We start from the raw sequence: 23,190 nt of genomic DNA on the forward strand, positions 1-23,190 counted from the left end.
ATAAAATCAGCATATTAAATTGATAGGGATTATACCGAACTAATAATTCACTTAATACCAGGTTCTGTCTATCAAATTACATAAGAAAAAACTAAGAATTAGATAGTTTAATCCGACGAAATCCATTTGATTTGATTGTATAAAACAAAATCAAATCAATATTAAGTCACTTGATTTATATGCTAGAACAGCATGGGTGAGATAATGAAAGTAATTTGCATTGATTCACTCCCATTAAGGAGTTCCATACCATTTTCTGGAATTATTGACTATTTTTACCAGTGACAACATCACCGGAATCTCAATAAGTACACCAACGACAGTTGCCAAGGCGGCACCTGATTTAAAACCAAATAAAGTAATCGCAGTCGCAACAGCTAATTCAAAAAAATTGCTGCCGCTAATTAATGCCGAGGGACCGGCAATGCAATGTCGTTCGCCAACCATTTTATTCAAGCCATAAGCCAATAACGCATTAAAATATATTTGAATAAGTATAGGTACTGCAATTAGCCCAACAATAAAAGGGTTCTGATAAATTTGCTGCCCTTGCAAACCAAAAAGTAAAATTAGCATCACGAGCAGCGCGGACATTGAAATAGGATGAATTATCTTAATAACCCTCTTAATATCCAGAGCACTCTTATTAATGATCCAATATCTACACGCCTGTGCTATTAAAAAAGGGATTAATATATAAACTGTTAACGAGATTAATAGTGTATTCCAAGGAATAGCAAAGCCCGTAATCCCTAGTAATAATCCCACAATGGGTGCATACGCAAAGAGCATAATAAAATCATTAAGCGCAACCTGCATTAAAGTAAAATGCGGCTCCCCCTCACATAAATAACTCCAGATAAAAACCATTGCGGTGCCAGGAACAACAGCAAGCAATACTACTCCGGCAAAATAATGTTCTATCTCCGAAGCCGGCAACCATAATGAAAATAAATGTTTGAGAAAAAACCATCCGAGAAAGGCCATTGAAAATGGCTTAATTAGCCAATTGACACCAAGAGTAATTAGACTTCCCCGCCAAAACTCTTGTACCTGATGAATTTCTTTGAGCTCAATTTGGAGGAGCATGGGAATAATCATAATCCAAATGAGAATACCAACCGGTAGATTTACCTGAGCAACCTCCAGGTTACTTAGTTTCTGCAAAGTATTAGGCGGTACCATTATGCCAATGCTAATGCCCAATACAATACAAATAATAATCCATAGATAAAGAAATCGCTCAAAAAAATTTACCTGCGCCTCCGTTCTCTTCATCATTTAGGAAGCATCGAACCACGAATAAGTAATACAGGCGTTGTTGCAATGCGAATAACATTCTCAGCCACACTACCTAAAAAAAGACGATTTACCCCTCTTCGGCCATGGGTACCAATAACCAGTAAATCAGCTGGCCACTCAGTAGCAGCAGCAACTATCAACTCGGCAATTCGTCCCTGAATTGGTTTTAGTTCAAAAAGAAACTTCTCAACTTTAATCGATGAGTGGCTTTCTATCATTCTTTGTGCGTTATCTAATATCTTCTGCCCATCTTCTTTCAATGAGCTAATAAAAGCGGGGTAATCAACAATTGGTCCACCATTATAGATATAACTCTCATCGATTACATAAATAAGACGGACATTAACCTCTTCACCTTGAGTTAGTTTGATAACCTCTTCTACTGCATAATTGGATACATCACTCCCATCAATAGCCAACATAATATTTTTATATAGCATCATCGCTCCTTTCATCCCGAAAAACAGCAGAATGATTATTCATTACATGATTTAAGTATATCCCCATAATTCCTCGTTTCCCACTACTCTATCAATCAAAGTAATTGAAAAGATAAAAACACCATGCCAAAATTAAAGAGACGGCCACAGAAATTTCTGCAGCACAAAAAATTATCAATAAAATTATATATGTTAGAATAAAGCAAGATAGGTAATACAAATGATTATTATTTAATAATAAGTGGTTTATATAAAATCAAAAAGGAGAAAATAAATCTAAAATATTGCATAAATTGATGCGAAACAAATAACAAAAATAATCAAGGATGAGAGCAAATGACTTCAGCACCGATGACAATCTATCGATTAAAAACTGTCTTACGTTCTTTAATAGCAATTTATCGCCTACCTCAAGAGCAAATAAACGCTTTTCTGCATTCATATGAAAGCTTTAACAAGGAAACACCCGATGAAAATGAAGAGCAAAATATTGCTAATTATTATGCGGTCTTAAATCATCTTTGCGCGCTTGGTGAAGTGGAAAAAATGTATATTCCCGCAGTCATGGATGTAACTAAAGGAATCTATGACAATCAAATCCTATTCGAAGAAAAGATGAGTAACGATTTAAATATTAAAGAAAACGATAATATTTTGGATATGGGCTGTGGTCGCGGCCGAGTGGCCGCACATATCGCCACGAAGACTAACGCCAAGGTTACAGGATTTAATATTGATGATGTCCAGTTAGAAAGCGCTAAAAAGTTTGCTTCATTAAACGGATTAACAGACAAGTGCCAATTTATAAAAGCAAATTTAAATGCTCCATTTCCTTTTGCTGATGCCTCGTTCAATGCTTTATATCAAATTCAAGTTTTAAGCTATGCAAAGGATAAGGAAAAACTATTTACAGAAATGTTTCGAGTTTTAAAACCAGGTGGCAAAATATCATTCCTAGACTGGGTGCAACTGGATAATTACGATGCGACTAACACACATCATCGGGATTTGTTACATCGTGTTAAACCATTAATTGGTGCCATCGATACCCCAACTGCGGATGAAATTAAAAGCACATTAGAAAAAGTTGGTTTTAAAGTACTCTTAAGTAAGGACATTAGTGCCGGTAGTCATCAAGCTCCGCTCATAGAAAAAGCAGATAAATTTTATGAACGAATGCAAAAGCTAATCTATCTGCTGGTTAAACTACACCTTTTACCTACACATTTTAAGGTATTATTTGACCGCTTCACGCAAGATGGCGAGGCATTTATTGAAGCAGATCGCTTAGGTCTTTTTACCACAAGTTTTCAAACTATAGCCGAAAAACCTAATGCCTAATACCCAAAGGAAGAATAGCTTCTCCCCGAAAAGCCATAGGCGTCAAGTTAAGAAATTTAACCTTACCTATCCTCGCTTCATTCGGGCTGAGGAAGCACTTTAGCACTATCTCGAAGCCGTGCTAGTCTTGGCACAAAGCTTCGAGAAAATCCCGTGTGGAGCAAACGGCGAAAAACATAAAATTTGCTATAATGTACTATAGAGTGTTAAACCAGTATCTACCCCAACCTAAGAACTAGGCTAAAGACAATGAGCAAGGAGCACGCCATGGAAAATCCAAAATCAACGATTCATAGAACTTCGATTGATGTAATGGATGCAATCTACAATCGACGCGCAGTACGTAATTTTTTACCCAAAAAAGTTGATTCTGAGATCATTAATCAATTATTAGATACGGCAATCCATGCTCCATCTGCCTTACATGAAGAATCCAGAGCATTTGTGGTCATTCAAAATCGCAGTGTATTAGATCGCATATCAGAAACGGCCAAACTATTAATGAAAAATGAAACTAAGGATCAACATGACTTACAGCGAGAACACATCATAGAAATAGCTGAACAGAAGGAATTTAATATATTTTACAATGCGCCCGCATTGATTGTAATCTGCAGTACTTTTAAAGGCCCCTTTGTCAGTGCTGATTGCTGGTTAGCCGCTGAAAATTTAATGCTTTCTGCTCTTTCTTATGACCTTGCATCCTGCGTCATTGGTTTTTCCGTTCCCGCACTGAATTCACCCGAGTGGAAAACTGAATTAGAAATCCCCGAACAAATGACGGCTGTAGCACCTATTATCCTAGGTTGGCCGGCAGGCGCAACATTAGCGACCAAACATCATTCCCCGGTAATTTTGAAGTGGCTTTAAGAGTGCATGCCTATTCTATGAGCATTGTCTGGACAATGCTCCCCTAAACACTGCCGTCATTCCCGTGCAGGCACTGAGAAATCTAAAACATAAAATCATTAACTTAACGTCAGTTTCGGATAAGAAATTGACGTTAAGTTAATGGCAGAGCCCTTACAGTGGGCTCTTCATCACAATCGGCAGGGCGATTTCATCAAAGTTCAAAAATAAAACACAGTAATAAGAAAGCCACACACCTGATAAATGCTTATAGCTCGCGCTTGGCTACTGTCTTAGGAAGTACAGTGCCCCCTGATAAATCCAATGAGATAAAGGGGATTCCTCGTATTTACCCGCCCATAGCCAGCATTGGAAGGACTTAAGTGCTTACGTTCGTGTGGAATCGGAACGCCCTTTGTCCAACGGGGAGATTGCACGGGAAACGCGCTACTACATCACCTCTATCCCTTACAAAAAATACAGGAAAATGCTAGAAGCGATTCGTGAGCATTGTCTATTGAAAATGGATTACATTACAAATTGGATGTCGGAATGAAAGAAGATCAGTGTCCCATTTATCGTGGTTATGCTGACAGAAATTTAAGCATTATGCGAAAAATTGTACTGAAACTCTTAACTGATGAAAAAACAAATACCGATGGAATTGCTTTAAAAAGATTAAAAGCCGCTCTTTCTGTTCAATATACTAAAAAAGTGGTTTGGTTTTAAATTTTGATGAAATCGCCCTGCACAATCGGGATAGTTACATTTAGTTTAATATTTCCTTAAGTAATTCGAATTAAAATAGAGCACTTCATCTAAAAAAGGGAAATGCTCATGGGGAAGTTTTTAGACCGTTTTAGTAAAAAAATTTCGGCTACAGACAAACAATATAAACGCAACCTTTACCAAACCTATTTAACTGCTCCGGAATGGCGCAATGTTGAAATGTCAGAGGAATATGCCGCATTCCTAAGAAAAGACAATCCGTTCTATCGCTACCCATTCTTTAAACAAATTTATGTATTTTGGAGCGTCTTTTTCCAGTCCTACGCTGCTGCGCGGAAAAAACAGGGCCATCTGGAGCTCATTTTTTCCGAGTACATGTTAATGAATTTATTTATTGGCATAAATACCACCTTAGAATTTGCAACGAAAGGTATGGCTTCCTTATTTTTATGGCCGTTTCTGCGCACAGAGAATAAAACTGAGTTTCAAGGGCATGTTGCGGCTTTGTTTCAGGATTATGCGGAATTTATTCACCATACTCCCTTTTACAATTACCGTTATTTTTCCCGATTAGGGCAATTGTTTTCCAATTTTTGGCAAAGTAATAATAAAAGCTTCGCCGATGTAATTTCGCTCATGGCCGTGTCGGTGGATTTCCTTGCACACGGAATCATTTCAGCACCGGTAGGAATTTGGTACAACCAAGAAGAGAATAAGGCTCCAGAAACAATTGATATTCTGGTTAAAGCCTCAACTGATAATGATGTTGATGTAGAAGCATTTGGTAATGAATTTCGCCAGAAAATTACCGCCATTGAAGGTGTTTCTGTCGTTACCGCAAATAACCAAGAGCAACTGTTCACCCGAACCTCCGAAAATCCCAAAAATCACCGTACCTATGCTTATGCGCACGTGCGTGTTCCGCGTTATGAACCATTTCAAGCTACAGTGGAACAATTGACCGCCGCAGGCATTAAAGTTCGTGAAATTGCAGGACAACAACACATCCAGTTTAAATGCGTGGTGAAAGGGGATATTCCTGAACAATTGCAAGAACGAGAGTCAAAACTGGCCAGTCTTAGAGATTGTACCAAGCTCTTCAGTTATCAAAATGGAGTAGATGCAGGGCAAACCTTTTTTTCCTTGAATGTGCCGACGAAACGTCTGAAAGAAACGGTAGAAGAAATTCAGAAAGCCGAAGGTATCCACATTAAATTAATGCATGACTTTTAATCTTAACCAAAGGATAACGATAATGGCTTTTGAATTTAGAAAAAAATTGCATAACCTCTATAATCGCGTGCCGGCGGTTGGGCGCTATGCAGAAATCCCTTCGGGATGGATTGATCGCATGGATTTAAAAGATAAGTCGTCCTTCCTTAATGAAATGAGACGCTTTATCAGCAAACGAGCCATTTTCCTTGCCTTTTTCCCAGCGCTGACCGCAATTGATATGGTTACATCTTTAATGAGTGCGACCAGAAACTTTATTGGTGTTTTGTTTTCATCAGATAAGCGGCAAGAATATTTTATTGGTCAAGTTAGAGAATACGCCACCTTATTTAGTAAAAGTTTATTGGGCTTTATTTTTTCTTTTTTAGGGCTAATCAGTCCTAAGCTCATTTCCTTCTTTTTTATTCCTGAAAAAAAATCAATTGCGGCTGAATCGGGTGGAGGGCTTTATAAGACGGATGGAGAAAAAGAAAGGCCTGAATCGGAACAAGAATTAAAAGATATTATTCGCAAAGCGCGGGAAAATGGCCAATCGGTCATGGCTGTTGGTGCTGGCCTGTCTCAAGGAAAGCAGTTCATTCCTAGTGCAAAAGATGGAAAGAAAGGCATCCTTATCGATATGAGTGAATTCAATGACATCGTCATTAATAAAGATGAAAAAACAGCCACCGTTGGCGCCGGGGTGCGTTGGGTGGATTTGCAAATGATTGCGAATAAGGAAAAACTAGCGCTTAAAGTAATGCAAGCCTCCAATGTATTTTCCGTTGGCGGCTCCATTGGTACCAACATTCATGGCTGGGATCATCGTTCCGGTAATTTGGCAAACGTCATCCGTTCTTTAAAGATTATTAACGCCAATAACGAACTTGAAACGATTGATAAATTCTCCCCTAAATTTGGAATGATCTTGGGTGGTTTTGGATTATTTGGTGTGGTTGTCAGTGCAGAGATTGAATTAACCGATAATGAGAATTTAGTAGAACAAGGCATCGATGTTTCCATTGACGACTACGTAAAACATTTTAGAGAAAAGGTACAAACGGATGACAATATCCGCATGCATTTATTTCGCTTATCCCTAGACCCTAACCATCTTTTGGGAAATGGAGTAGCGGTCAATTACACCAAAGTAGATGATTCACAACCGGTTAAAACCAAAGAAATCTTTAAAGAAGGTGAAAATGGAACGCGGATGGACCGAATCCTGGTCAATGTTGCTCGCCGTTCTGGTTACGTGCGGAAAAAATATTGGGAAGGTGAAAAGACTCGTCTTTTAAACAACCAAACCATGATGACTACCAATGAAATCATGCAGCCCCCCATTAACGGCATGTTTAATAATTCGGTAAGTGAGTCCGAATGGTTGCAAGAGTTTTTTGTACCCGGGGAAAATTTAGCCGCTTTTATTAAAGAATTAAGTAAATTATTGACAGAAAATAAAGTGGCGCTGATCAACAGCAGTGTGCGCTTTGTAAAAAAAGATGAGCTCTCTGCCCTAAGTTATGCAGCCGATGGGGATCGTTTTGCGGTGGTGCTTTGTTTTAATCAATCGATGAAATTAAATGATATTATTAAAACGAAAAAATGGATTCGCCAAGCCAATGATATGGTAATTCAGCATGGTGGAACGTTTTATCTACCTTACCAACAGTTTTCCTCACAAGAACAATTTGAAAGTGGGTATGGAAAAGAACGAGTAGCAGCATTCCAAAAGGCTAAGGCAGAAGAAGATCCAAAGGGGGTATTTTCCAGTGGTCTTTCTCAGCACTACATGGAACCGAAAGCAGATAAACCGAACTATTTTAAGGCATTAATGGCATCTGAAGACACCAAGCAGAAATTTGCTGGATTTTTGGATAATGTATTGCAACGCGTAGATAAAGATAAATTTTATACCCTTCTTGAAGACATCTTGAAATACAACGATACTCATGAAGAAATCTACGCAGAATTGTTACGACGCCTTCCTGATGTTATGCCTGGAAAATTGGGAACCTTGCAACGAATTTTAGGCTCACTCTCAAGCATTAAAGAAGACTTAACAGCTCAAGCTAAAGCGTTAATGCCTGATGTAAAAACCATCGATGGTTTGGTTGAAATTGGGTATCCAGGTCGATTTGTAGGTGCATTTAAGTCTGCATTCAAGGTTATCGGCCCCATAACGGCAGTTTATGAGCAGCCTTCCATTACCGATTACATTCAAACTGGATTTCCAAGGCCCTATGATAAATTTGTAAAACTAGATTATAACGTACCAGATTTATCCTCTATTCCTGATAACAGCGCTGATGTCATCACTTGTTATGTAGGTTTACATCATTTTCCAGAAGAACAATTAGAGCAGTTTTTGACGAATGTACGCCGTATTTTGCGACCTAATGGCCGTTTCCTCTTAGTGGACCATGACGCTCACGATGAGGAATCCATGTTAATGGCCAATATGGCGCACAGCATTTTCAATGCAACAAATGGTGTTTCTCTAGAAGAAGAAATGAGCGAAACCAGAAATTTCCAATCTCTGGACCATTGGAAAGCTCTTTTAGAAAAATATGGTTTAGGATTAGGATTAGGTGATTCAGGACCTGACGTTGCGATGATCCGTAAAGGGGATCCCAGCCGAAACACCATGGTCAGTTTCGTGAAGCCCCAGCCCAGTCTTTTAAGCAAGTTAGGTACGCGTAAGACGATGAGTGATGAAGACCTTGATGAACCCTATCATGCTAAAAATCTTACCCTGTTTTCCATGCCACAACAAAATCAATGCAAAAGCAGCGTAAAGCAGCTTGCTCCTGAAATTGAAGCACCTGGTCTTTAAGATAATGAATGTTGGACCCTACGGTCCAACATTTCAGGACTTGGGTCTGTCGCAAAAGAGCAAAGTCCAGTTATCTCAACGCCGCTAACCCACTTAAGGCGGCCCATGATAAAGAACAATCAACTCGTTACAGCATCTGTTATACGGATTAGACGATTATTCAGTCGCTATTTGCTCAATATTACGGGCAATATTCTTCGCAATACTATTCAACGGTAAATCATTATCTCCTTTTCCGAACGGCTCTTCTAACTCCTCAGATAAGATTTCCAAGCCTAATAAAATATAGACAATCATAACCATCATCGGAATAATTAAAAAACCAAATGTTTCGACCCAGCCAAAGGGAAACATCAAGGTGTAAAAGAGTAGTGCTTGTTTTACAAAGAAGGCAAAGGCGGGAGGAACGTGTGTATTGGCAATGCGTTCACAACCACCAATCACATCATTCAAATTAGCTAAATGCGTATCCAGCGCCAAATATTGTTCCAGTTGCAACTGATTCTCTTGTCGCAATTGATTGAGAATAATGTACATACGCTTTGTTACTAATAATATCGGGTGCTGTGTCCCCACTTCATGAATACACAAGGATAACAATTCTGTTTCTAGTTCATCCATTTCTTTGCGCAAATACGCTTTAATAAGTAGAGGTAACTTACTGAGCAATTCATAAAATTCTGGATGTTTTTGCAAACCAATAAAGGCATCGAACTTTAACCCTAAGTTTCGGCAATTATTGGTAATGGCTCCCCATAAGGTTCGTGCTTCCCACCAGCGTGCGTAACTGGTATTGACTCTAAAACTGATAATAATGGCTAAAATAAAACTAAAAATCAGATGAAATTGGCCAAAATTATAACGCGTGGCATTTTCAAAGAAATAAGCAATCAAGATGGCATAAATGACAATAATCATCATAATTGGCAATAACTTGCGAAATACTTTTTCTTTATAAAATAAAAATAGGTGGGGCACCCAGGTTAAAAGATTATGTGATTTTAGTTTCATCAAGCCTCCTATAGCAAAAACAATTGGCCAGATGATCATTAACCATGCCGGTCGCCTGCATAAAGGCATAGCATATGGTACTGCCGACAAATTTAAAGCCACGCTTCTTTAAATCTTTAGACATAGCATCTGAAATTAATGTCTTCGCCGGAACTTGCCCCAGATTTTCCCAATGATTTTTGATAGGCTTGCCGTCAACAAATTGCCAAATGTAGCTTGAAAAATCCCCATTATCTTGTTTCACTTTTAAAAAGGCTTGCGCATTAGCAATCGCTGCCTGGATTTTTAAGCGATTACGAATAATGCCAGGTTCCGCCATTAACGCCGCAAATTTATCTTGATCATAAAGCGCAATACGCTCCGCCTCAAAATTATCAAAACAACGACGAAAATTTTCTCTCTTTTTTAAAACCGTTAGCCAACTCAAACCAGCCTGCATCCCCTCAAGAATAAGTAATTCAAACAGTAAACGATCATCATAAGTTGGCACGCCCCATTCGTGATCATGATATTCAATATAAAGAGGCTCACTATTCACCCACGCGCAACGTGTTTTCATCGTTTAAATTCCTGAATTAAAAAACAATAAATGCAAAAGACTCAACTAAGCTTATATAGTGTAGCATTGAAAATGGTGCCATTTACAATCACAACGACGACAAACTGGCAATATAAATGTGACGTTTCGGCAATGGAGTCTCTGCCTAATGAACACCCAAAAAAAACAACAGCTTGCAGCTGATTCGCTCGGAATAGGCAAATCCATTGTGATGGGTACAGCAGGAGCCGCCCCAGCCTTTAGTGTTTCTGCTGCAACTGCAACCCTTGTCGCAACAGTGGGAACCTTAGCTCCAGGAAGCATTTTATACTGCGGTTTTATCATGTTTGGTATTTCCTTAGCATTTATCCACCTTAATAAAATACTGGCTAATGCCGGAGCATCTTACGCCTGGGTCACCAAAATTTTCGGCATGTATCTCGGTTTTTTAGCAGGCTGGGCCGTTTTAGTTTCTTCTGCTGTTTTTATGGTTTCAGGTTCCATTCCTGTTGCAACATCAACCTTGCTATTAGTTAATCCACAGTTAGCACACAGCCCCGGCTGGACTGCGTTTACTAGCATTCTGTGGGTAACCACCATTTCATTAATTGCCCTTAAAGGGATCAAACCGGCAGCCTATCTCCAAGTGCTTATGACCGGTTTTGAAATACTCTTCTTATTGCTCATTATTATCCTGGGAACAATTAAATTTGCCCAGCTTCCCGCCCATCCTTTTTCTTTGGCGTGGTTATCCATGACCAGTTTTACGCCCAGCTTGTTTGCAAATGGCGCATTAATTGCCGTATTTCTTTATTGGGGTTGGGATGTTGCCCTTAATTTAAATGAGGAAACTAAAAATACGCTGCACATTCCCGGTTTAGGGGCTTTCTGGTCAGTACTGCTCATTATCTTAGTTTTTGTCTGTTTTACAGTGGTAACCTTGCTGGTACTTAATGATCAGGAAATACAACACGCAGGAACGAATATCATTTTCGCCGTTGCCGATAAAATAGTTCCTCGCCCATGCAGCTACTTAGCGATATTTTGTGTCATAGTAAGCTCCATTGGCACCCTGCAAACGACTATTGTGCAATTTACGCGTACACTTTTTGCTGAGGCCAGGGATGGCATCATTAATCCACGTTATGCCAAATTACACCAAGATTGGGATACACCTTGGCTTGCAATTCTCTTTATCTGGTTTTTTGGTGTTTTTTTCTTATTCTTATCTTCTTTTTACCCCACGGTAAACCTCATCATCAAAGACTCAGTAAATGGTATTGGCTTCCTTGTGGCATTTTATTACAGTCTGACAGGTTTTGCCTGTGCTTGGTATTATCGGTCGATGTGGACCAATACATATGAACTAGTAATTTATATTATTTGGCCCATTTTAAGCGCTCTATTTCTAATTTTTATCTCCTGTTTCAGTATTCCAAAATTTGGTTTGATTACTCTGATTATTGGCATCGGCGGCATCCTTTCAGGCATGGTGCCATTGTGGTTTTGTTTTCGCCATTTACACCAAAATGAATCGGCTTAAACAAAAAGAGGTTCCGTAGTGCATAAAGCCAATACAGAACCTTATAAGAATTAAGACCACGACTGAATACGTCGCTCGACCTCCAATGATAATGCGCGGTGCGCCATATCCGTTGGGTGTACGGTATCCGCAAAAATATAGCCATTTGAAGTATTGGGACAAAGAATCGCTGATGCATTACCACACACAGGAGTGCTGTAGTTCGTAAAATAAAATGCTTGTCCACCAATAACCGAAGGTAACCCTAATTTTGCATTGGCAATTAAATTATCCAGCGCGGTATAAGTATCAAAATATAAAATTTTAACAGGATAACGCATCATTAACAGGCCTAGTTTTTGATTAAGCAATGAATCAAAAATAAAGCTTATGTTTTTTACGCTCGCCGGAAACGTTGGATCACCCAATTGCAAAGCTAAGCCATTAATTAACGGCGTAGACCCCACATTAGGCAAAGACATCACCACAATTCGCTTTGCTCCTCTGGCACTAAGCAATGCCACTTCATTAACAATCGCCGTGGTTGTTGCATCAGCTACTTGTAAGAATTGGACTTGCGTAGGCAAAGGCCGTTGGCTCAAGGCGGTAAGTAAATCATTAGCACCAGACCACACGAAGTACATGGCATTAGGATCCAACTGCTGTGGTGCAGTTGATAAATAGTTTTGAATTTGTTGATGCAAAGATGGAGCCCAAAGCAAATCAAACCCAGGATTGGCATTCGTCCGGCTGCCTCCGCAAGCATAATCAATACCAGTTAAATCAGGGATAACCGTACCGAATGAACTTGATGTAAGTGGCGTAGTATTATTGGTGATCTTATCCAGCTGATTCGATACCGGAAACGGCCCTTGCGGTGGAGGTAAAGGATACCCCTTGATGTCGCGAGCTACATACTGTGACCACGTATAACCTTCATAGGTTGTAAATGTAGGGGCTTTAGTCGGAAAGCCATTGAGCGCAGTAAAATTATTATTAAAACCACTATCAGTTAAGCTATCCCCAAAAAAATAAACCTGGCTGATTGCACTAAATGGAATGGCTTGGGCGACATTAGGCACTATGCTGCATATGGAAAACATACAGACAAAAATGCATAGATGCGTTTTGACCTGTACTGCCATTTTTTCAACTTTTGTGAACATGTACTTATCTCCTTATAAGAACTTAACAACGGTAACGAACGGCTAGAGATACCACATTGTCTGAGCCAATATATTTAGCGCTAACCTGATTGCTTTCTACGACACGGCCAGGAACACTCATATTTGCTTGCAGCACATTTACTTTTTTATCATTCATAAAAATATGTGAATATGCGCCATCAACAGATAAATGGTTGTTTAAGAAATAACTTAATCCAAAATTCAACCAAAAACGGTCTTGATCGGGAATACGTGGATCGCGACGAGTATCGCGAGTTGGTGTTTGGTCAAAAGCAACTCCCGCACGAGCAGTCCAAGCTGGATTATAACGATAATCAGCACCCAGGGCAGCAAACCAGGTATTACGCCATTTCATCGGAATTACATCAGCTGTTTCAAAAGTAGCTGGAGTATCGATTCTCAGCTTATTGATGCGATTCCAGAAATTAACTTGAAAGCTCCCTTTAAGGGTCCAATTGCTAATATCACGAGCCACACCCAGAGTCAGAATCCCTGGTGTTTTAATGTGCGTTTCTACGCCAGTATCACCATTAAATAAAAACGTCTTAGCAGACGTAGAGACCACCTCACTGCCAGGTAGTGTGTATTGCGTACCATCACCGCTCAGGTAGGTCGCTATTTGTGAACGATAGCTTATCCCTAAACGAGTAAATTCATCGGGTTGATATAAACCACCTAAGGTGTATCCATACCCCCACCCGTCACTTTCTAAATAGCTAGGTTGAGTAGCCGCTAATAAAGAATCCATTGGCGCCAAGCCAGTATAAATGCCATTAAAATTAGAAAAAACAGTTTTTAAATACTGAGCTTGAAAACCAAAACCCACCGACCATTGCTCAGTAATTTGGTAGGCCAGCGACGGATTAATATTTACGGAGTTAATTTCACTCTTAACTGAAGCAAAACGCACTACTGAATCCCGTGAATAATGATTTGAAAGATAATATGGCTCAACAATTGCAACACCCGCTGAGAATTTATCAGCAAAACGCCAACCAATAAAACCATTAGGAATAAATGCTGATTTACTCACATTATTTTGATGAGTACGACCATCAACTGGAGCGGTGAAACTACTAGAAGGCATACCAGGGACATTAAATGTATGGATAGCCGCACCTCTGGACATATCGATGTTTGGCAAAAACTCACTAGCCCCAAGATAAAATTGCGTATCCCTTAATGTGGATAATGTGGCTGGGTTGTTAAATAAAGCCGAGACATCGTTGTTCGCTGCGGCGGCACCAGCCATTGCCGAACCTTGTAAGCTTGGACTTGTTTCATTAAGTTGAAAACCTGCGGCAAATGCAGACATCACAAATGACTGAGACATAATTACTGCGACAACAACTTCCTTATTAAATAAACGTGAACTGCTCACCGATACTTCCTCCTTATTTAAATTCAGTCCTTCCTAATAAACGGAAAGCCCAAATAGACTTTCATCTTTCCATGAATAGGTCAATGGTGGAAGCAAAAATAAACGACGAACGCGCATTATCACCGTCCACATAAATTTCCTCTTTACTTCATTTTTAAATCAAACAAAATCCAGCTAAGATAGATCTCACTTAAAAATCATAAGGAATGGATCCACATGAATGATTTTTTTCAAACACCCCCGAGTCTAGGCAATCAATATGATGACGATCGGATACTTAAGACGTATCTTGCCTGGAAACTCCCTACCGCGATGCTCCGTGAAATTGAACCGGAATTACGTCATTTAGGTCAACGCGTTATTGAAGACATCCATCAATTAGGACAAGAGGCTGAAGCCTCCCCCCCCAAACATGTCCCCTATGATCCCTGGGGGAAGCGTATTGATCAGATTGAGGTTCCGGCAGCATGGAATGAATTAGATAAAATTTCCGCGGAAGAAAAGTTAATTGCTATTGGTTATGAACGCCGACATGGTGCCTTATCGCGCATTCATCAATTTGTTAAATTGTACTTATTCCATCCCTCATCGGCGATTTATACCTGCCCGCTCGCCATGACCGATGGCGCAGCGCGCGCCTTAGAACTTTATGCTGATGAAGCACTAAAAAAACGTGCCTTCTCGCATTTAACTTCTGCAGATCCAACTCAATTCTGGACTTCAGGTCAATGGATGACTGAGCGCACTGGCGGCTCCGATGTCAGTGGTACCGCAACTATTGCCAAACCTGATGGTGCCCAATTTCGCCTGAGCGGAGTTAAATGGTTTACCTCAGCAACCACCTCACAAATAGCAATGACTCTAGCGAGCATTGAAGGAGCGCCAGCTGGCAGCAAAGGGCTTAGCTTGTTTTATCTGGAACTTCGAGATCCAAATGGGGCGCTTAATGGAATTCGCATTAATCGTTTAAAAGATAAATTAGGTACGCGCGCTTTACCTACAGCAGAATTAACATTGGAAAATGCCTCAGCAACGCTTGTTGGTAGTGCAGGAGATGGCGTAAAAAAAATCTCTTCGCTATTTAATATCACGCGTATCTACAATGCTTGTTGTGCAGTAGGATACATGCGTCGCGCCATTGCTCTTGCGCGTGACTATGCAAACAAACGAGTAGCCTTTGGTCGTCCCCTGTCGCAACATGGGTTACATCTGGAAACCCTCTCAAACATGCAAGTGGAATTTACCGCGGCATTTCACTTAGTTTTTCATGCAGTTGAATTGTTGGGAAAAGATGAATTAGGTGAAGCAACCGAATCAGAACGTGCGGTATTAAGACTCTTAACGCCGCTAGCAAAACTCTACACCGCCAAACAAGCAATTGCCCTGGTCAGTGAAGCATTAGAGGCTTTTGGTGGCGCGGGTTATATTGAAGACACGGGACTGCCCCAATTGCTACGCAATGCCCAAGTTCTATCGATTTGGGAAGGCACGACAAACATCTTAAGTTTAGATGCCTTACGCGCTATTCATCGAGAAAATGCAGCTGGAGCATTCCTTGCAGATATTCACAAGCGTCTGGATCAAATTATCAATCCACAGCTCATTCCATCAAAAAACAAAACACAGGACGCATTACAAACAATCCAGCACTACATGCATTCCATGGCGCAAATGAGTGATGAAGAACAGCAAATTGGTGCACGTCAGTTTGCTTTTGCAATGACACAAACGTACACAGCCAGTTTATTGCTGGAATATGCGCAATGGTCTTTGCAAACGGGAAAAGATCCGCATGCCCGCATTACCGCCCTGCGTTGGTGTGCCAAAAATCTCCCCGACCTACTCCATAGTTCGCAAACACATCAAACAGAATCGCAAATGCTTGCTTTGGATGAAGATTAAGGAACGCGCTCTTTAGTTAATTCGGATAAGAAATAGGGACAGAGCATATTACGCTTCGATCCGTTCGGCTGAGGAAGCATTTAATCCGTCTCAAAGCCTTGTTAATTTTGACGCCAAGGCTTCGAGACAGTGCTACGCACCGCCTTAGCCCGAGTGGATCGATGAGGACGGCATATCTTATCCATAGATGACGTTAGCTTAAGAGAAAATGCTGCATTAAATAAACCTGAGCTCATAACTGATTGGGGCTATTTTAATAGTAAAATTTATCAAGTATCCTCTTCCCTCGTTCTTTAGACTTACTATTCACCAATAATATGTGATTATTTAATCCAAAATGACATTATAAAACGTTTGTTGTTAATATTTTGTTAATGTTCGTTACTTACAATAAAACTGAATTTAAAACATCTATTTTAGAGATACATTATGCAGAACAAACCAGAAAAACCGGTTGCGCCGAAGAACCCGCAAGAGCCAGTGCCATCACCAAAGGCCATCTCTCCCTCTCCATGGGAGTTTGCTAATTTTATTGTGGTTGCAGGGACCACCAGTGCTGCGGTTATCGGTGTACAAAGTCCGGTAAAAACTCTGCTCATGAATCTTAGCAAACACAATACCCTTCTTCCCAATACTTACAGTGGCGGTACTTTAAGTTTCTTTAAAGCACTATATGCTGGAACAAATACCTCGATTAAGGGATCAGCAGCAAGAACTGCCTATGTTACCAGTACCAAAGAAAATAAACCGACTGAAACAGTATTAAACGAGGGACTAATTAAAGAAGAAAATATTGTCGAAGATGGAATTAAACCTAACCACCGCGTAAGCCCTGGTTATGTTGCCTCAGCAGCACTTGGTGATACCGCAGTAACGCAAATTCCCGAGTCACTTTCGCAGTTAAAAAAAGTACCCGGACTTCTGCCAGCAAATTTTAAATGGTATACCCCCTATAATGCTTATAAGCTGATGTCTAATGGTTTTGGATTTCGATATTCTGCTGGTTTAATCAACTTTATGTGCATGCTTCAATTTGAAAATGAGATTGCCCGTCGATTACCCATAAACGATACGGTAAAAAAACACAGCTTAGCGGGCGCTTTAAGCGGAGCAACAGCAGCGTTTTTTGCCTATCCTTTTGCCGCCTACAAAGATTATCTCTTAGCGCAAACAACTGTGAATAATAAAGGGCTATTAATTAACGCGCGCTCCTCAATTGTAATTAAAGATATTATTAATAACTTAACGAATGATCCTAAAAAGGCACTACTACAAGTTTTTGACAATACTAAAAAACAGCTGCCGATAAGAATGGCCCTTACAGCTACTATATTTGCAATTATATCTGGAACTGAAAAAATACTTGGTCCTGAACCCCTGACAAAAATTGTTCCGGAACAGTATCGCCCCTCTGCGACTTCACCCCGCTTTTTTGCGATGTCAAAAACCGCGGAAGTACGTCCTCCAGAAGCAAGCAATACAGAGGCTCCATCTACCCCCAAACTCTAAGGCATGTTGACAATTGACCCCTAACACCTAATGGCGCTTACTTAATATCTGAAAATTAAGTATTACCCAATATTCATCCTAATGGGCGTAAATCCCATTAGGGTGTTGCTCCTTGTTGTTATTTTCAAGGAGATATCAATGAATATTTAAGACCTAGCCAAGCACTTATTGAACTAAGTAAAAATCTCAAGCACGACGCACCTAAACTAGATACAGAAAAAAATTCTTCTAATCCTAAATGTTCGGAGCTGGAGCCTAGAAGTACAAATAAGGACTCTATCGAAAATTTTTTCATATAATTGACGCGCCCCTATTCCGGACGTAGTTAGGCTCGCTGTTTATTCTTATATGAATTAAGACCATTCTTTTAATTTTTTAATTAGTTCCTGATTATTTGATTTTTTTAGCAATTCCTCCCAACTATTTGGTGAATTTCCATTCGCTAACATTTTTTTAAATACAGCATAGGCATCAGTTTTTTTATCATACGCCCTTTTAGTGCTATCATCATTTACCCAAACATAGATAATAATTTTTTTTTCTAAATGATATCTAAAAAATAATCTGTACTGTTGAAAAAACTTCACTCGGAACCAATGCTTATTCTCATTACCTAATATTGAACCTTGTCTATATTCTGGTAACGTTGGATCATTTGGTATTTGCTTAAACGCCAATTGAAAAATAGCAGCTAATTTTTTGGTTGCTAATTTTGAACGATAATTTATTGGATCTTTTGACTTTAACTCCCCGACTTCCTCTGCCAAAGAAGCAATTTGATTTATAAAAAGAGGATGTGCCAAAATAACCCAATCATTAATGATGAGTGGGTCATTCATAGAGTTCTTCCAAAGGTTTTATCCTCAATCTTTAGTGATTCTTCTTTTTCTTCATCATCTAATAACATTTCATTCAAATCAAATTCAACACCATTCACTAATGATTCAATTCGATTGAATAATGTTTGATTTATTGAAGTTAAATGCTGAGGGTTATTTCTTATATCTTCAGCTATAAACTCCAGAAAATTATCTATAATAGGATCATCTTGATTTTCTTCTATTTTTGATAGGAATACATGTCCATCAGGCTGAACGGTATAGAGAATTTTATCTCTTTTATTCAAATGTAATGCCTTTCTAACTGCATCAGGAATGGTAGTTTGATAGCGATCAGTTAATGTAGATTCAGTTTGTAATAGATTGGCCACAATTCATCTCCAAAATTTCACATACAATACATTGTAATGCAATTGCATTACCAAGTCAAGACCATGCCAATCAGGATTAATTAAAAGTCAAATCAATTAAGCAACATTACGGAGCAAATTTGCTTCTTGTTCTAGGGGAATTAGGATGTAAAAAAGATTTATTATTTCCTGCATGGAGTCCGTGGCCTAAAAATATTTTTGCGACAAAACGGAGGCTGGCGCGGTGCTTGGACTATTGTCTGGAGAGGTGGAATTAAAATAGCCGAACCTATTCGTTCCTTGCAGTGCTATTTCCGCGTGCCTGACAAATTTTTCCTCCGATCTAAACTTCTTTTTTAACTCTGCTAATTGAAGTTGCAATACGCTTAATTCGTTATGGGACTCAGGGGAAGATTGTAAAAAGACCTGAATATTTTCTAAATTCTTATCGATCAAGGAGAGCATATCCTTATCATAGAAAAGGGCTCGAAAAATTTGTCTAAATTGTTCTGCTGAGGGAGTAACAATGGCCAATAAATCTATATTAAGCGGCAAGCGGTATTGTGGTAAATAATGTTCATCATGAATTAACTGCACACTCCGATAGAGGCGCTCGATGATTGATGCATTGCCTCGTTTTGTAGGTACGGCTTGCGCCAGGGTCCACACAATCTCGGCTAAAGAATTGATAGACTTTTCCCGATTGTTTAAGTCCAGCAAATCAGGAAACTTTGTTTCGACAAGATTAAAAAACTCATCAAGCTCATACCGTTCAAGATTGGGATGCAACAGGTAAATACGTTCTTCGCCATCACGTGGACTTTTATAGGTTTTTATGGTGGTAAAGGGGCGCTCATAATCCCCTGCTTCCTTAAATAAATAAGGATTTTTATCTTCTTCGCGGTGAACGGTACCCCGGATAGCAAAGATGCTTACCTCAACCGGAATCCCTTTATAGTTCTTATCCAATAGAACCCGTTTCTTTATGTCGGGCTTCGGAAAAAAGATCTTAAGCAATTCGAGCATATAGCCATATTGGTCTTGATATTGCCCTTCTTTAGCGAGACAGGTACTAAGCCGCATATGACAACCTTCATCAGCGTCCCGGAAGGAACCAAACGCAAAAGACGCGGCTATTCTGGTCTTTTTATATTCATAGCTAGCTCTTTTCCTCGCTATAAAAGTGTAGAACGTTAGGAGATTAGGAAATTGTTCCTCTTTAAGTTTCGCACCAGCCTCACGAGCAGTATTAAGCCCATCTTCACCCCAGACCTTTTCATCAAAAGAGGGAGAGGAATTACGTTTGCAGCTAATTGTTTTGGAGGCCGGCAAAAAAGCTTCATAGAGGCGAGGCCCAGTTAAACGCTCTTCTTGATAAGCGTTTTTAGCTAGAAAGGTTGTTAGATGCGCCTGCTGTAACAGTTCTTCCATTCTGAGTTGAGATGTACTCATATCACTATAATAATAAAGTCGAAAAGCAATCTTTCTGAATTTATACTAAAACCGGCTCCGTTACAAATAATAGCATAAACGTCAGAGCAGCCAAGAAAAAGGTTTCTTATTATTGTCAAATAATGTACAATTATCCTCTATTATTTAAGATACATCATTCTCGTACTATCATAAAATTTAATAAAGGCATAATAACTATGGGTTTACTCTTTAAGCTAACTGGCCAAATCGCAAGGGATACAGCCTTGACCTTAGCCTCAGCAGGAACTGCACATGCCGCTTATTATGGCCTGTCATCATTCTCAGGTTATGCGAAAAACAAATACCTTTTATGGAACCAGCCCGCCCTAAAAATCAAGAATCATTTAGAGAACAAAGTCCCATCAATGATGGAAGAACCAGAAAATTTAAGTCTTTAATCCAACCCAGAAAAACCATTATCTTATTTGCTTAAACGGAGTTTTGCTGCTGCAAAAATTTTTTCACTGCTAATAAATCAAGATAAGTTTTTTTCTTATCTGCTGGTTTACGCAAAAGATAAGCAGGGTGATAACTAACAATAAATGGCGTATTTTTATAATAATGCACATTATTGCGTAATTGCTTCAAAGCAAGCGGCTTATTCAGTAAAAATTGTCCGGCAAAACGTCCCAAAGCAAGAATCAAGCTTGGTTGTAACAATTCGATTTGACGACTCAGATATGCGCTGCATTGTCTAATTTCCGCAGCTTGAGGATCGCGATTATTGGGTGGCCTGCATTTTAAAACATTGGCAATATAAAAATCCTGTTCAAAGAGCTCGACGCTCTGCAGCATCTGGTTTAATAGCCCCCCTGCTTTCCCCACAAAAGGCAAGCCTTGCTGATCCTCATAAAAACCAGGCGCCTCACCAATAATCATCAATTTTGCTTGCGGACTACCACGAAAAAAAACAGTTTGTTTACGCGTCTGATGCAGCGGACATCGTGTGCATGCGGCCACCTCTTTTGCCAAAGCAGACAATTGCTCTTCACAAGCAGAATAAGTGGTAGTTAAACCATCAGACATGAGCAGCATCCTGTATGTCACAGGGTCTCTCCCAACCCCAGCGCTAAGTAACAAATGGACAATTTTAGTTTGCGCTACATGGTTAAATAATTTGGATATGTAATTTAATTGTACACTGTAATTCGTATTTTTTATATAACTATAGAGGTAGTCTTTTTGCACGCTCACACAAAAACTTTCCCCGTTTTACATGCTATTCCAATTTATTAAAAATGAGTCATTAATGATAGAGAATTATTTTGCTATACTGTAGTCATTCCAAACTCAAGAAAAAAACTCATGGCATTAGATAAGCAAATAAATCCCTATTCGGCGGACACTGCTCTGAGTGACGGACGCTTAAGACAAGCCCAATTAAAAATGTTGGCCATGCTTGAAGTCGTCGATGCCATCTGCCTGAAACATGGTTTGGATTATTGGCTGGATGCGGGCACCCTTTTAGGTGCTATTCGCCATCAAGGTTTTATTCCCTGGGATGATGACATGGATATTTCCATGCCACGCACCAGTTATGAAGAATTTTTACGTATTGCCCCACAAGAACTCCCAGAACATATATGGCTACAAACCATTCACACTGATCCTGGTTATTTTAATATGGCAACTCCTTTAAAAATCAGAGATCGCTCCAGTCGCTATATTGAAAAACACGAACAGGGCAATGAGCCTTACGTACAAGGTATCTTCATCGACGTGTTTGTTTATGACTGTATGCCCGAAGATCCAAAGCGGCGAAAACGCTATAAATTTTGGGCCAAAAAGATTTCGCGTTTCTTAAGTAGCAAATATGGCGTTGTGAACATAGGTCATCATGCCAAAATCTATAAAGTACTTGGCAAACTGATTCCTAAATCCATCCTGGAATTCTCCCTACGCAATATTATTCATAAAGCCAATGCCAGTGGCAGTCCGTACCTTGGCCGTGGTTATAATTGTGTAGGCAAAAACTTATTGCATCAAGAAGATATCTACCCGTTAAAGCAAGCCCAATTTGAAACAGGCTCATTTAATATTCCTAATCATGCAGAGGAAATTTTAACCCAACAATTTGGTGATTACCTTAGCCTCCCTCCAAAAGAACAACAGATTATGCGGCATTGTAAAGAGTTAATTCCCAACCTGAACTAAATACGGCTTTACCTGCAAAGACGTTATTCAATACAATTTTCATGAACAAATTGTATTTTTATGATACAATAGACAGTCTATTTAACAATCAAGGTTAGAATTTATGTTAACAAGAATTGAAAATCAACCCGTAGCTTATGCTCTAAGCGAAAAATTATTTGATGATGAAACATTACTCACTCTTCTTCAACAAGCCCAAACAACTCAGATCCCGATTGATAAATTAATCACAAATTACTATCTTTTTTTAACGGCTAATGGCGAGATTTATGACGATTTTGGCGAAAACCTTTCCTTAGAAAAAATACGCACCGCAGTATCTAATAAATGTACTTTAGTGCAAAAATGCGCTGAAACTTCAGATAACGAATTAATAGACATTTATCGCAACAGTTCCGCAGCAAGGTATACCACTACAGCAGCTTTAGTGAAAATAAAATCTGCTGAGCCATTTTTTAATTCCAAACAATTTTCGGTCACATCCTGTAGTATTTTTAGTACAGAACGAACAGAAGCAACCACAGCAAAAAATACAGCGAAGTCCCCAAAAGAATCTTCATGTTACTTAATGTAATCAAAACTAAAAATCAATTCCTCTCTGATAGAGAGGAATTG

21 protein-coding genes are annotated in these 23,190 nt (G+C 39.4%); 11 read left to right on the forward strand and 10 right to left on the reverse strand.

What is annotated here, in order from left to right:
- Positions 1-234: 234 nt before the first annotated feature.
- Both arsB and LDG_RS00210 read right to left on the reverse strand, forming a co-directional pair.
- Positions 235-1,281, reverse strand: coding sequence for an ACR3 family arsenite efflux transporter (arsB, locus tag LDG_RS00205; protein WP_148263470.1), 1,047 nt, complete (start codon positions 1,279-1,281; stop codon positions 235-237).
- Positions 1,278-1,742, reverse strand: coding sequence for a universal stress protein (locus LDG_RS00210; protein WP_006869039.1), 465 nt, complete (start codon positions 1,740-1,742; stop codon positions 1,278-1,280). Before LDG_RS00210 ends, arsB begins: the two co-directional genes overlap by 4 nt.
- Before the next feature lie 336 nt (positions 1,743-2,078).
- Between LDG_RS00210 and LDG_RS18250 the strand changes: the two genes are divergently transcribed.
- The 5 genes from LDG_RS18250 to LDG_RS00230 all read left to right on the forward strand — a co-directional run bounded on the left by LDG_RS18250 (position 2,079) and on the right by LDG_RS00230 (position 8,709).
- Entirely contained in the window at positions 2,079-3,083 is a 1,005-nt protein-coding gene (locus tag LDG_RS18250; protein WP_006869040.1) for a class I SAM-dependent methyltransferase, read from the forward strand.
- A gap of 267 nt (positions 3,084-3,350) precedes the next feature.
- Positions 3,351-3,953: a nitroreductase family protein gene (locus tag LDG_RS00220; protein WP_006869041.1), complete on the forward strand. Its 603-nt coding sequence runs from the start codon at positions 3,351-3,353 to the stop codon at positions 3,951-3,953.
- Between the two features lie 531 nt (positions 3,954-4,484).
- Complete coding sequence (locus tag LDG_RS19465) at positions 4,485-4,661, forward strand: hypothetical protein (protein WP_158307853.1); 177 nt, start codon at positions 4,485-4,487, stop codon at positions 4,659-4,661.
- Positions 4,662-4,769: 108 nt separating this feature from the next.
- A complete protein-coding gene (locus tag LDG_RS00225; protein ID WP_006869044.1) occupies positions 4,770-5,894 on the forward strand; it encodes a hypothetical protein in 1,125 nt (374 codons plus the stop codon).
- 22 nt (positions 5,895-5,916) lie between these two features.
- The gene (locus LDG_RS00230; RefSeq protein WP_006869045.1) at positions 5,917-8,709 is read left to right on the forward strand and encodes an FAD-binding protein; all 2,793 of its coding nucleotides are present in this window, start codon (positions 5,917-5,919) and stop codon (positions 8,707-8,709) included.
- Between the two features lie 156 nt (positions 8,710-8,865).
- Here LDG_RS00230 and LDG_RS00235 read toward each other — a convergent pair whose 3' ends face one another.
- On the reverse strand, positions 8,866-9,720 hold the full coding sequence (locus tag LDG_RS00235; protein ID WP_006869046.1) for a bestrophin family protein: 855 nt from the start codon (positions 9,718-9,720) through the stop codon (positions 8,866-8,868).
- Positions 9,701-10,279, reverse strand: coding sequence for a DNA-3-methyladenine glycosylase I (locus tag LDG_RS00240; protein WP_006869047.1), 579 nt, complete (start codon positions 10,277-10,279; stop codon positions 9,701-9,703). Before LDG_RS00240 ends, LDG_RS00235 begins: the two co-directional genes overlap by 20 nt.
- Before the next feature lie 148 nt (positions 10,280-10,427).
- On the opposite strand from LDG_RS00240, the gene LDG_RS00245 reads away from it, so the two are divergent.
- Positions 10,428-11,801: an APC family permease gene (locus tag LDG_RS00245; protein WP_006869048.1), complete on the forward strand. Its 1,374-nt coding sequence runs from the start codon at positions 10,428-10,430 to the stop codon at positions 11,799-11,801.
- Positions 11,802-11,851: 50 nt separating this feature from the next.
- Here the strand turns inward: LDG_RS00245 and LDG_RS00250 are convergent, their stop codons facing one another.
- A complete protein-coding gene (locus LDG_RS00250) occupies positions 11,852-12,946 on the reverse strand; it encodes an SGNH/GDSL hydrolase family protein (protein ID WP_006869049.1) in 1,095 nt (364 codons plus the stop codon).
- A gap of 22 nt (positions 12,947-12,968) precedes the next feature.
- On the reverse strand, positions 12,969-14,348 hold the full coding sequence (locus LDG_RS00255; protein ID WP_006869050.1) for an OmpP1/FadL family transporter: 1,380 nt from the start codon (positions 14,346-14,348) through the stop codon (positions 12,969-12,971).
- A 216-nt stretch (positions 14,349-14,564) separates the two neighbouring features.
- On the opposite strand from LDG_RS00255, the gene LDG_RS00260 reads away from it, so the two are divergent.
- Complete coding sequence (locus LDG_RS00260; RefSeq protein ID WP_006869051.1) at positions 14,565-16,250, forward strand: acyl-CoA dehydrogenase family protein; 1,686 nt, start codon at positions 14,565-14,567, stop codon at positions 16,248-16,250.
- 429 nt (positions 16,251-16,679) lie between these two features.
- Positions 16,680-17,759, forward strand: coding sequence for a hypothetical protein (locus tag LDG_RS00265; protein WP_006869052.1), 1,080 nt, complete (start codon positions 16,680-16,682; stop codon positions 17,757-17,759).
- Positions 17,760-18,112: 353 nt separating this feature from the next.
- Here LDG_RS00265 and LDG_RS00270 read toward each other — a convergent pair whose 3' ends face one another.
- The 3 genes from LDG_RS00270 to LDG_RS00280 form a co-directional block, all read right to left on the reverse strand.
- Complete coding sequence (locus tag LDG_RS00270; RefSeq protein WP_006869053.1) at positions 18,113-18,598, reverse strand: type II toxin-antitoxin system YhaV family toxin; 486 nt, start codon at positions 18,596-18,598, stop codon at positions 18,113-18,115.
- On the reverse strand, positions 18,595-18,969 hold the full coding sequence (locus LDG_RS00275; protein ID WP_006869054.1) for a type II toxin-antitoxin system PrlF family antitoxin: 375 nt from the start codon (positions 18,967-18,969) through the stop codon (positions 18,595-18,597). The genes LDG_RS00270 and LDG_RS00275 overlap by 4 nt, the downstream gene beginning before the upstream one ends.
- Before the next feature lie 186 nt (positions 18,970-19,155).
- The gene (locus tag LDG_RS00280; protein ID WP_148263472.1) at positions 19,156-20,400 is read right to left on the reverse strand and encodes a hypothetical protein; all 1,245 of its coding nucleotides are present in this window, start codon (positions 20,398-20,400) and stop codon (positions 19,156-19,158) included.
- A 197-nt stretch (positions 20,401-20,597) separates the two neighbouring features.
- Here LDG_RS00280 and LDG_RS00285 point away from each other — a divergent pair, with 197 nt between their 5' ends.
- On the forward strand, positions 20,598-20,819 hold the full coding sequence (locus tag LDG_RS00285; RefSeq protein ID WP_006869056.1) for a hypothetical protein: 222 nt from the start codon (positions 20,598-20,600) through the stop codon (positions 20,817-20,819).
- A gap of 31 nt (positions 20,820-20,850) precedes the next feature.
- On the opposite strand, the gene LDG_RS00290 is transcribed toward LDG_RS00285, so the two are convergent.
- Positions 20,851-21,456, reverse strand: a complete 606-nt coding sequence (locus LDG_RS00290) for a uracil-DNA glycosylase (protein WP_040534060.1) — start codon at positions 21,454-21,456, stop codon at positions 20,851-20,853.
- Positions 21,457-21,726: 270 nt separating this feature from the next.
- Here LDG_RS00290 and LDG_RS00295 point away from each other — a divergent pair, with 270 nt between their 5' ends.
- Together LDG_RS00295 and LDG_RS00300 are read left to right on the forward strand one after the other, a co-directional pair.
- Positions 21,727-22,575, forward strand: a complete 849-nt coding sequence (locus LDG_RS00295; protein ID WP_006869058.1) for a LicD family protein — start codon at positions 21,727-21,729, stop codon at positions 22,573-22,575.
- A 103-nt stretch (positions 22,576-22,678) separates the two neighbouring features.
- Positions 22,679-23,149 (forward strand): hypothetical protein, encoded by a 471-nt coding sequence (locus LDG_RS00300; protein ID WP_006869059.1) that lies wholly within the window; start codon positions 22,679-22,681, stop codon positions 23,147-23,149.
- Positions 23,150-23,190 lie beyond the last annotated feature (41 nt).

Source organism: Legionella drancourtii LLAP12 (genome assembly GCF_000162755.2).
Lineage (GTDB): Bacteria > Pseudomonadota > Gammaproteobacteria > Legionellales > Legionellaceae > Legionella > Legionella drancourtii.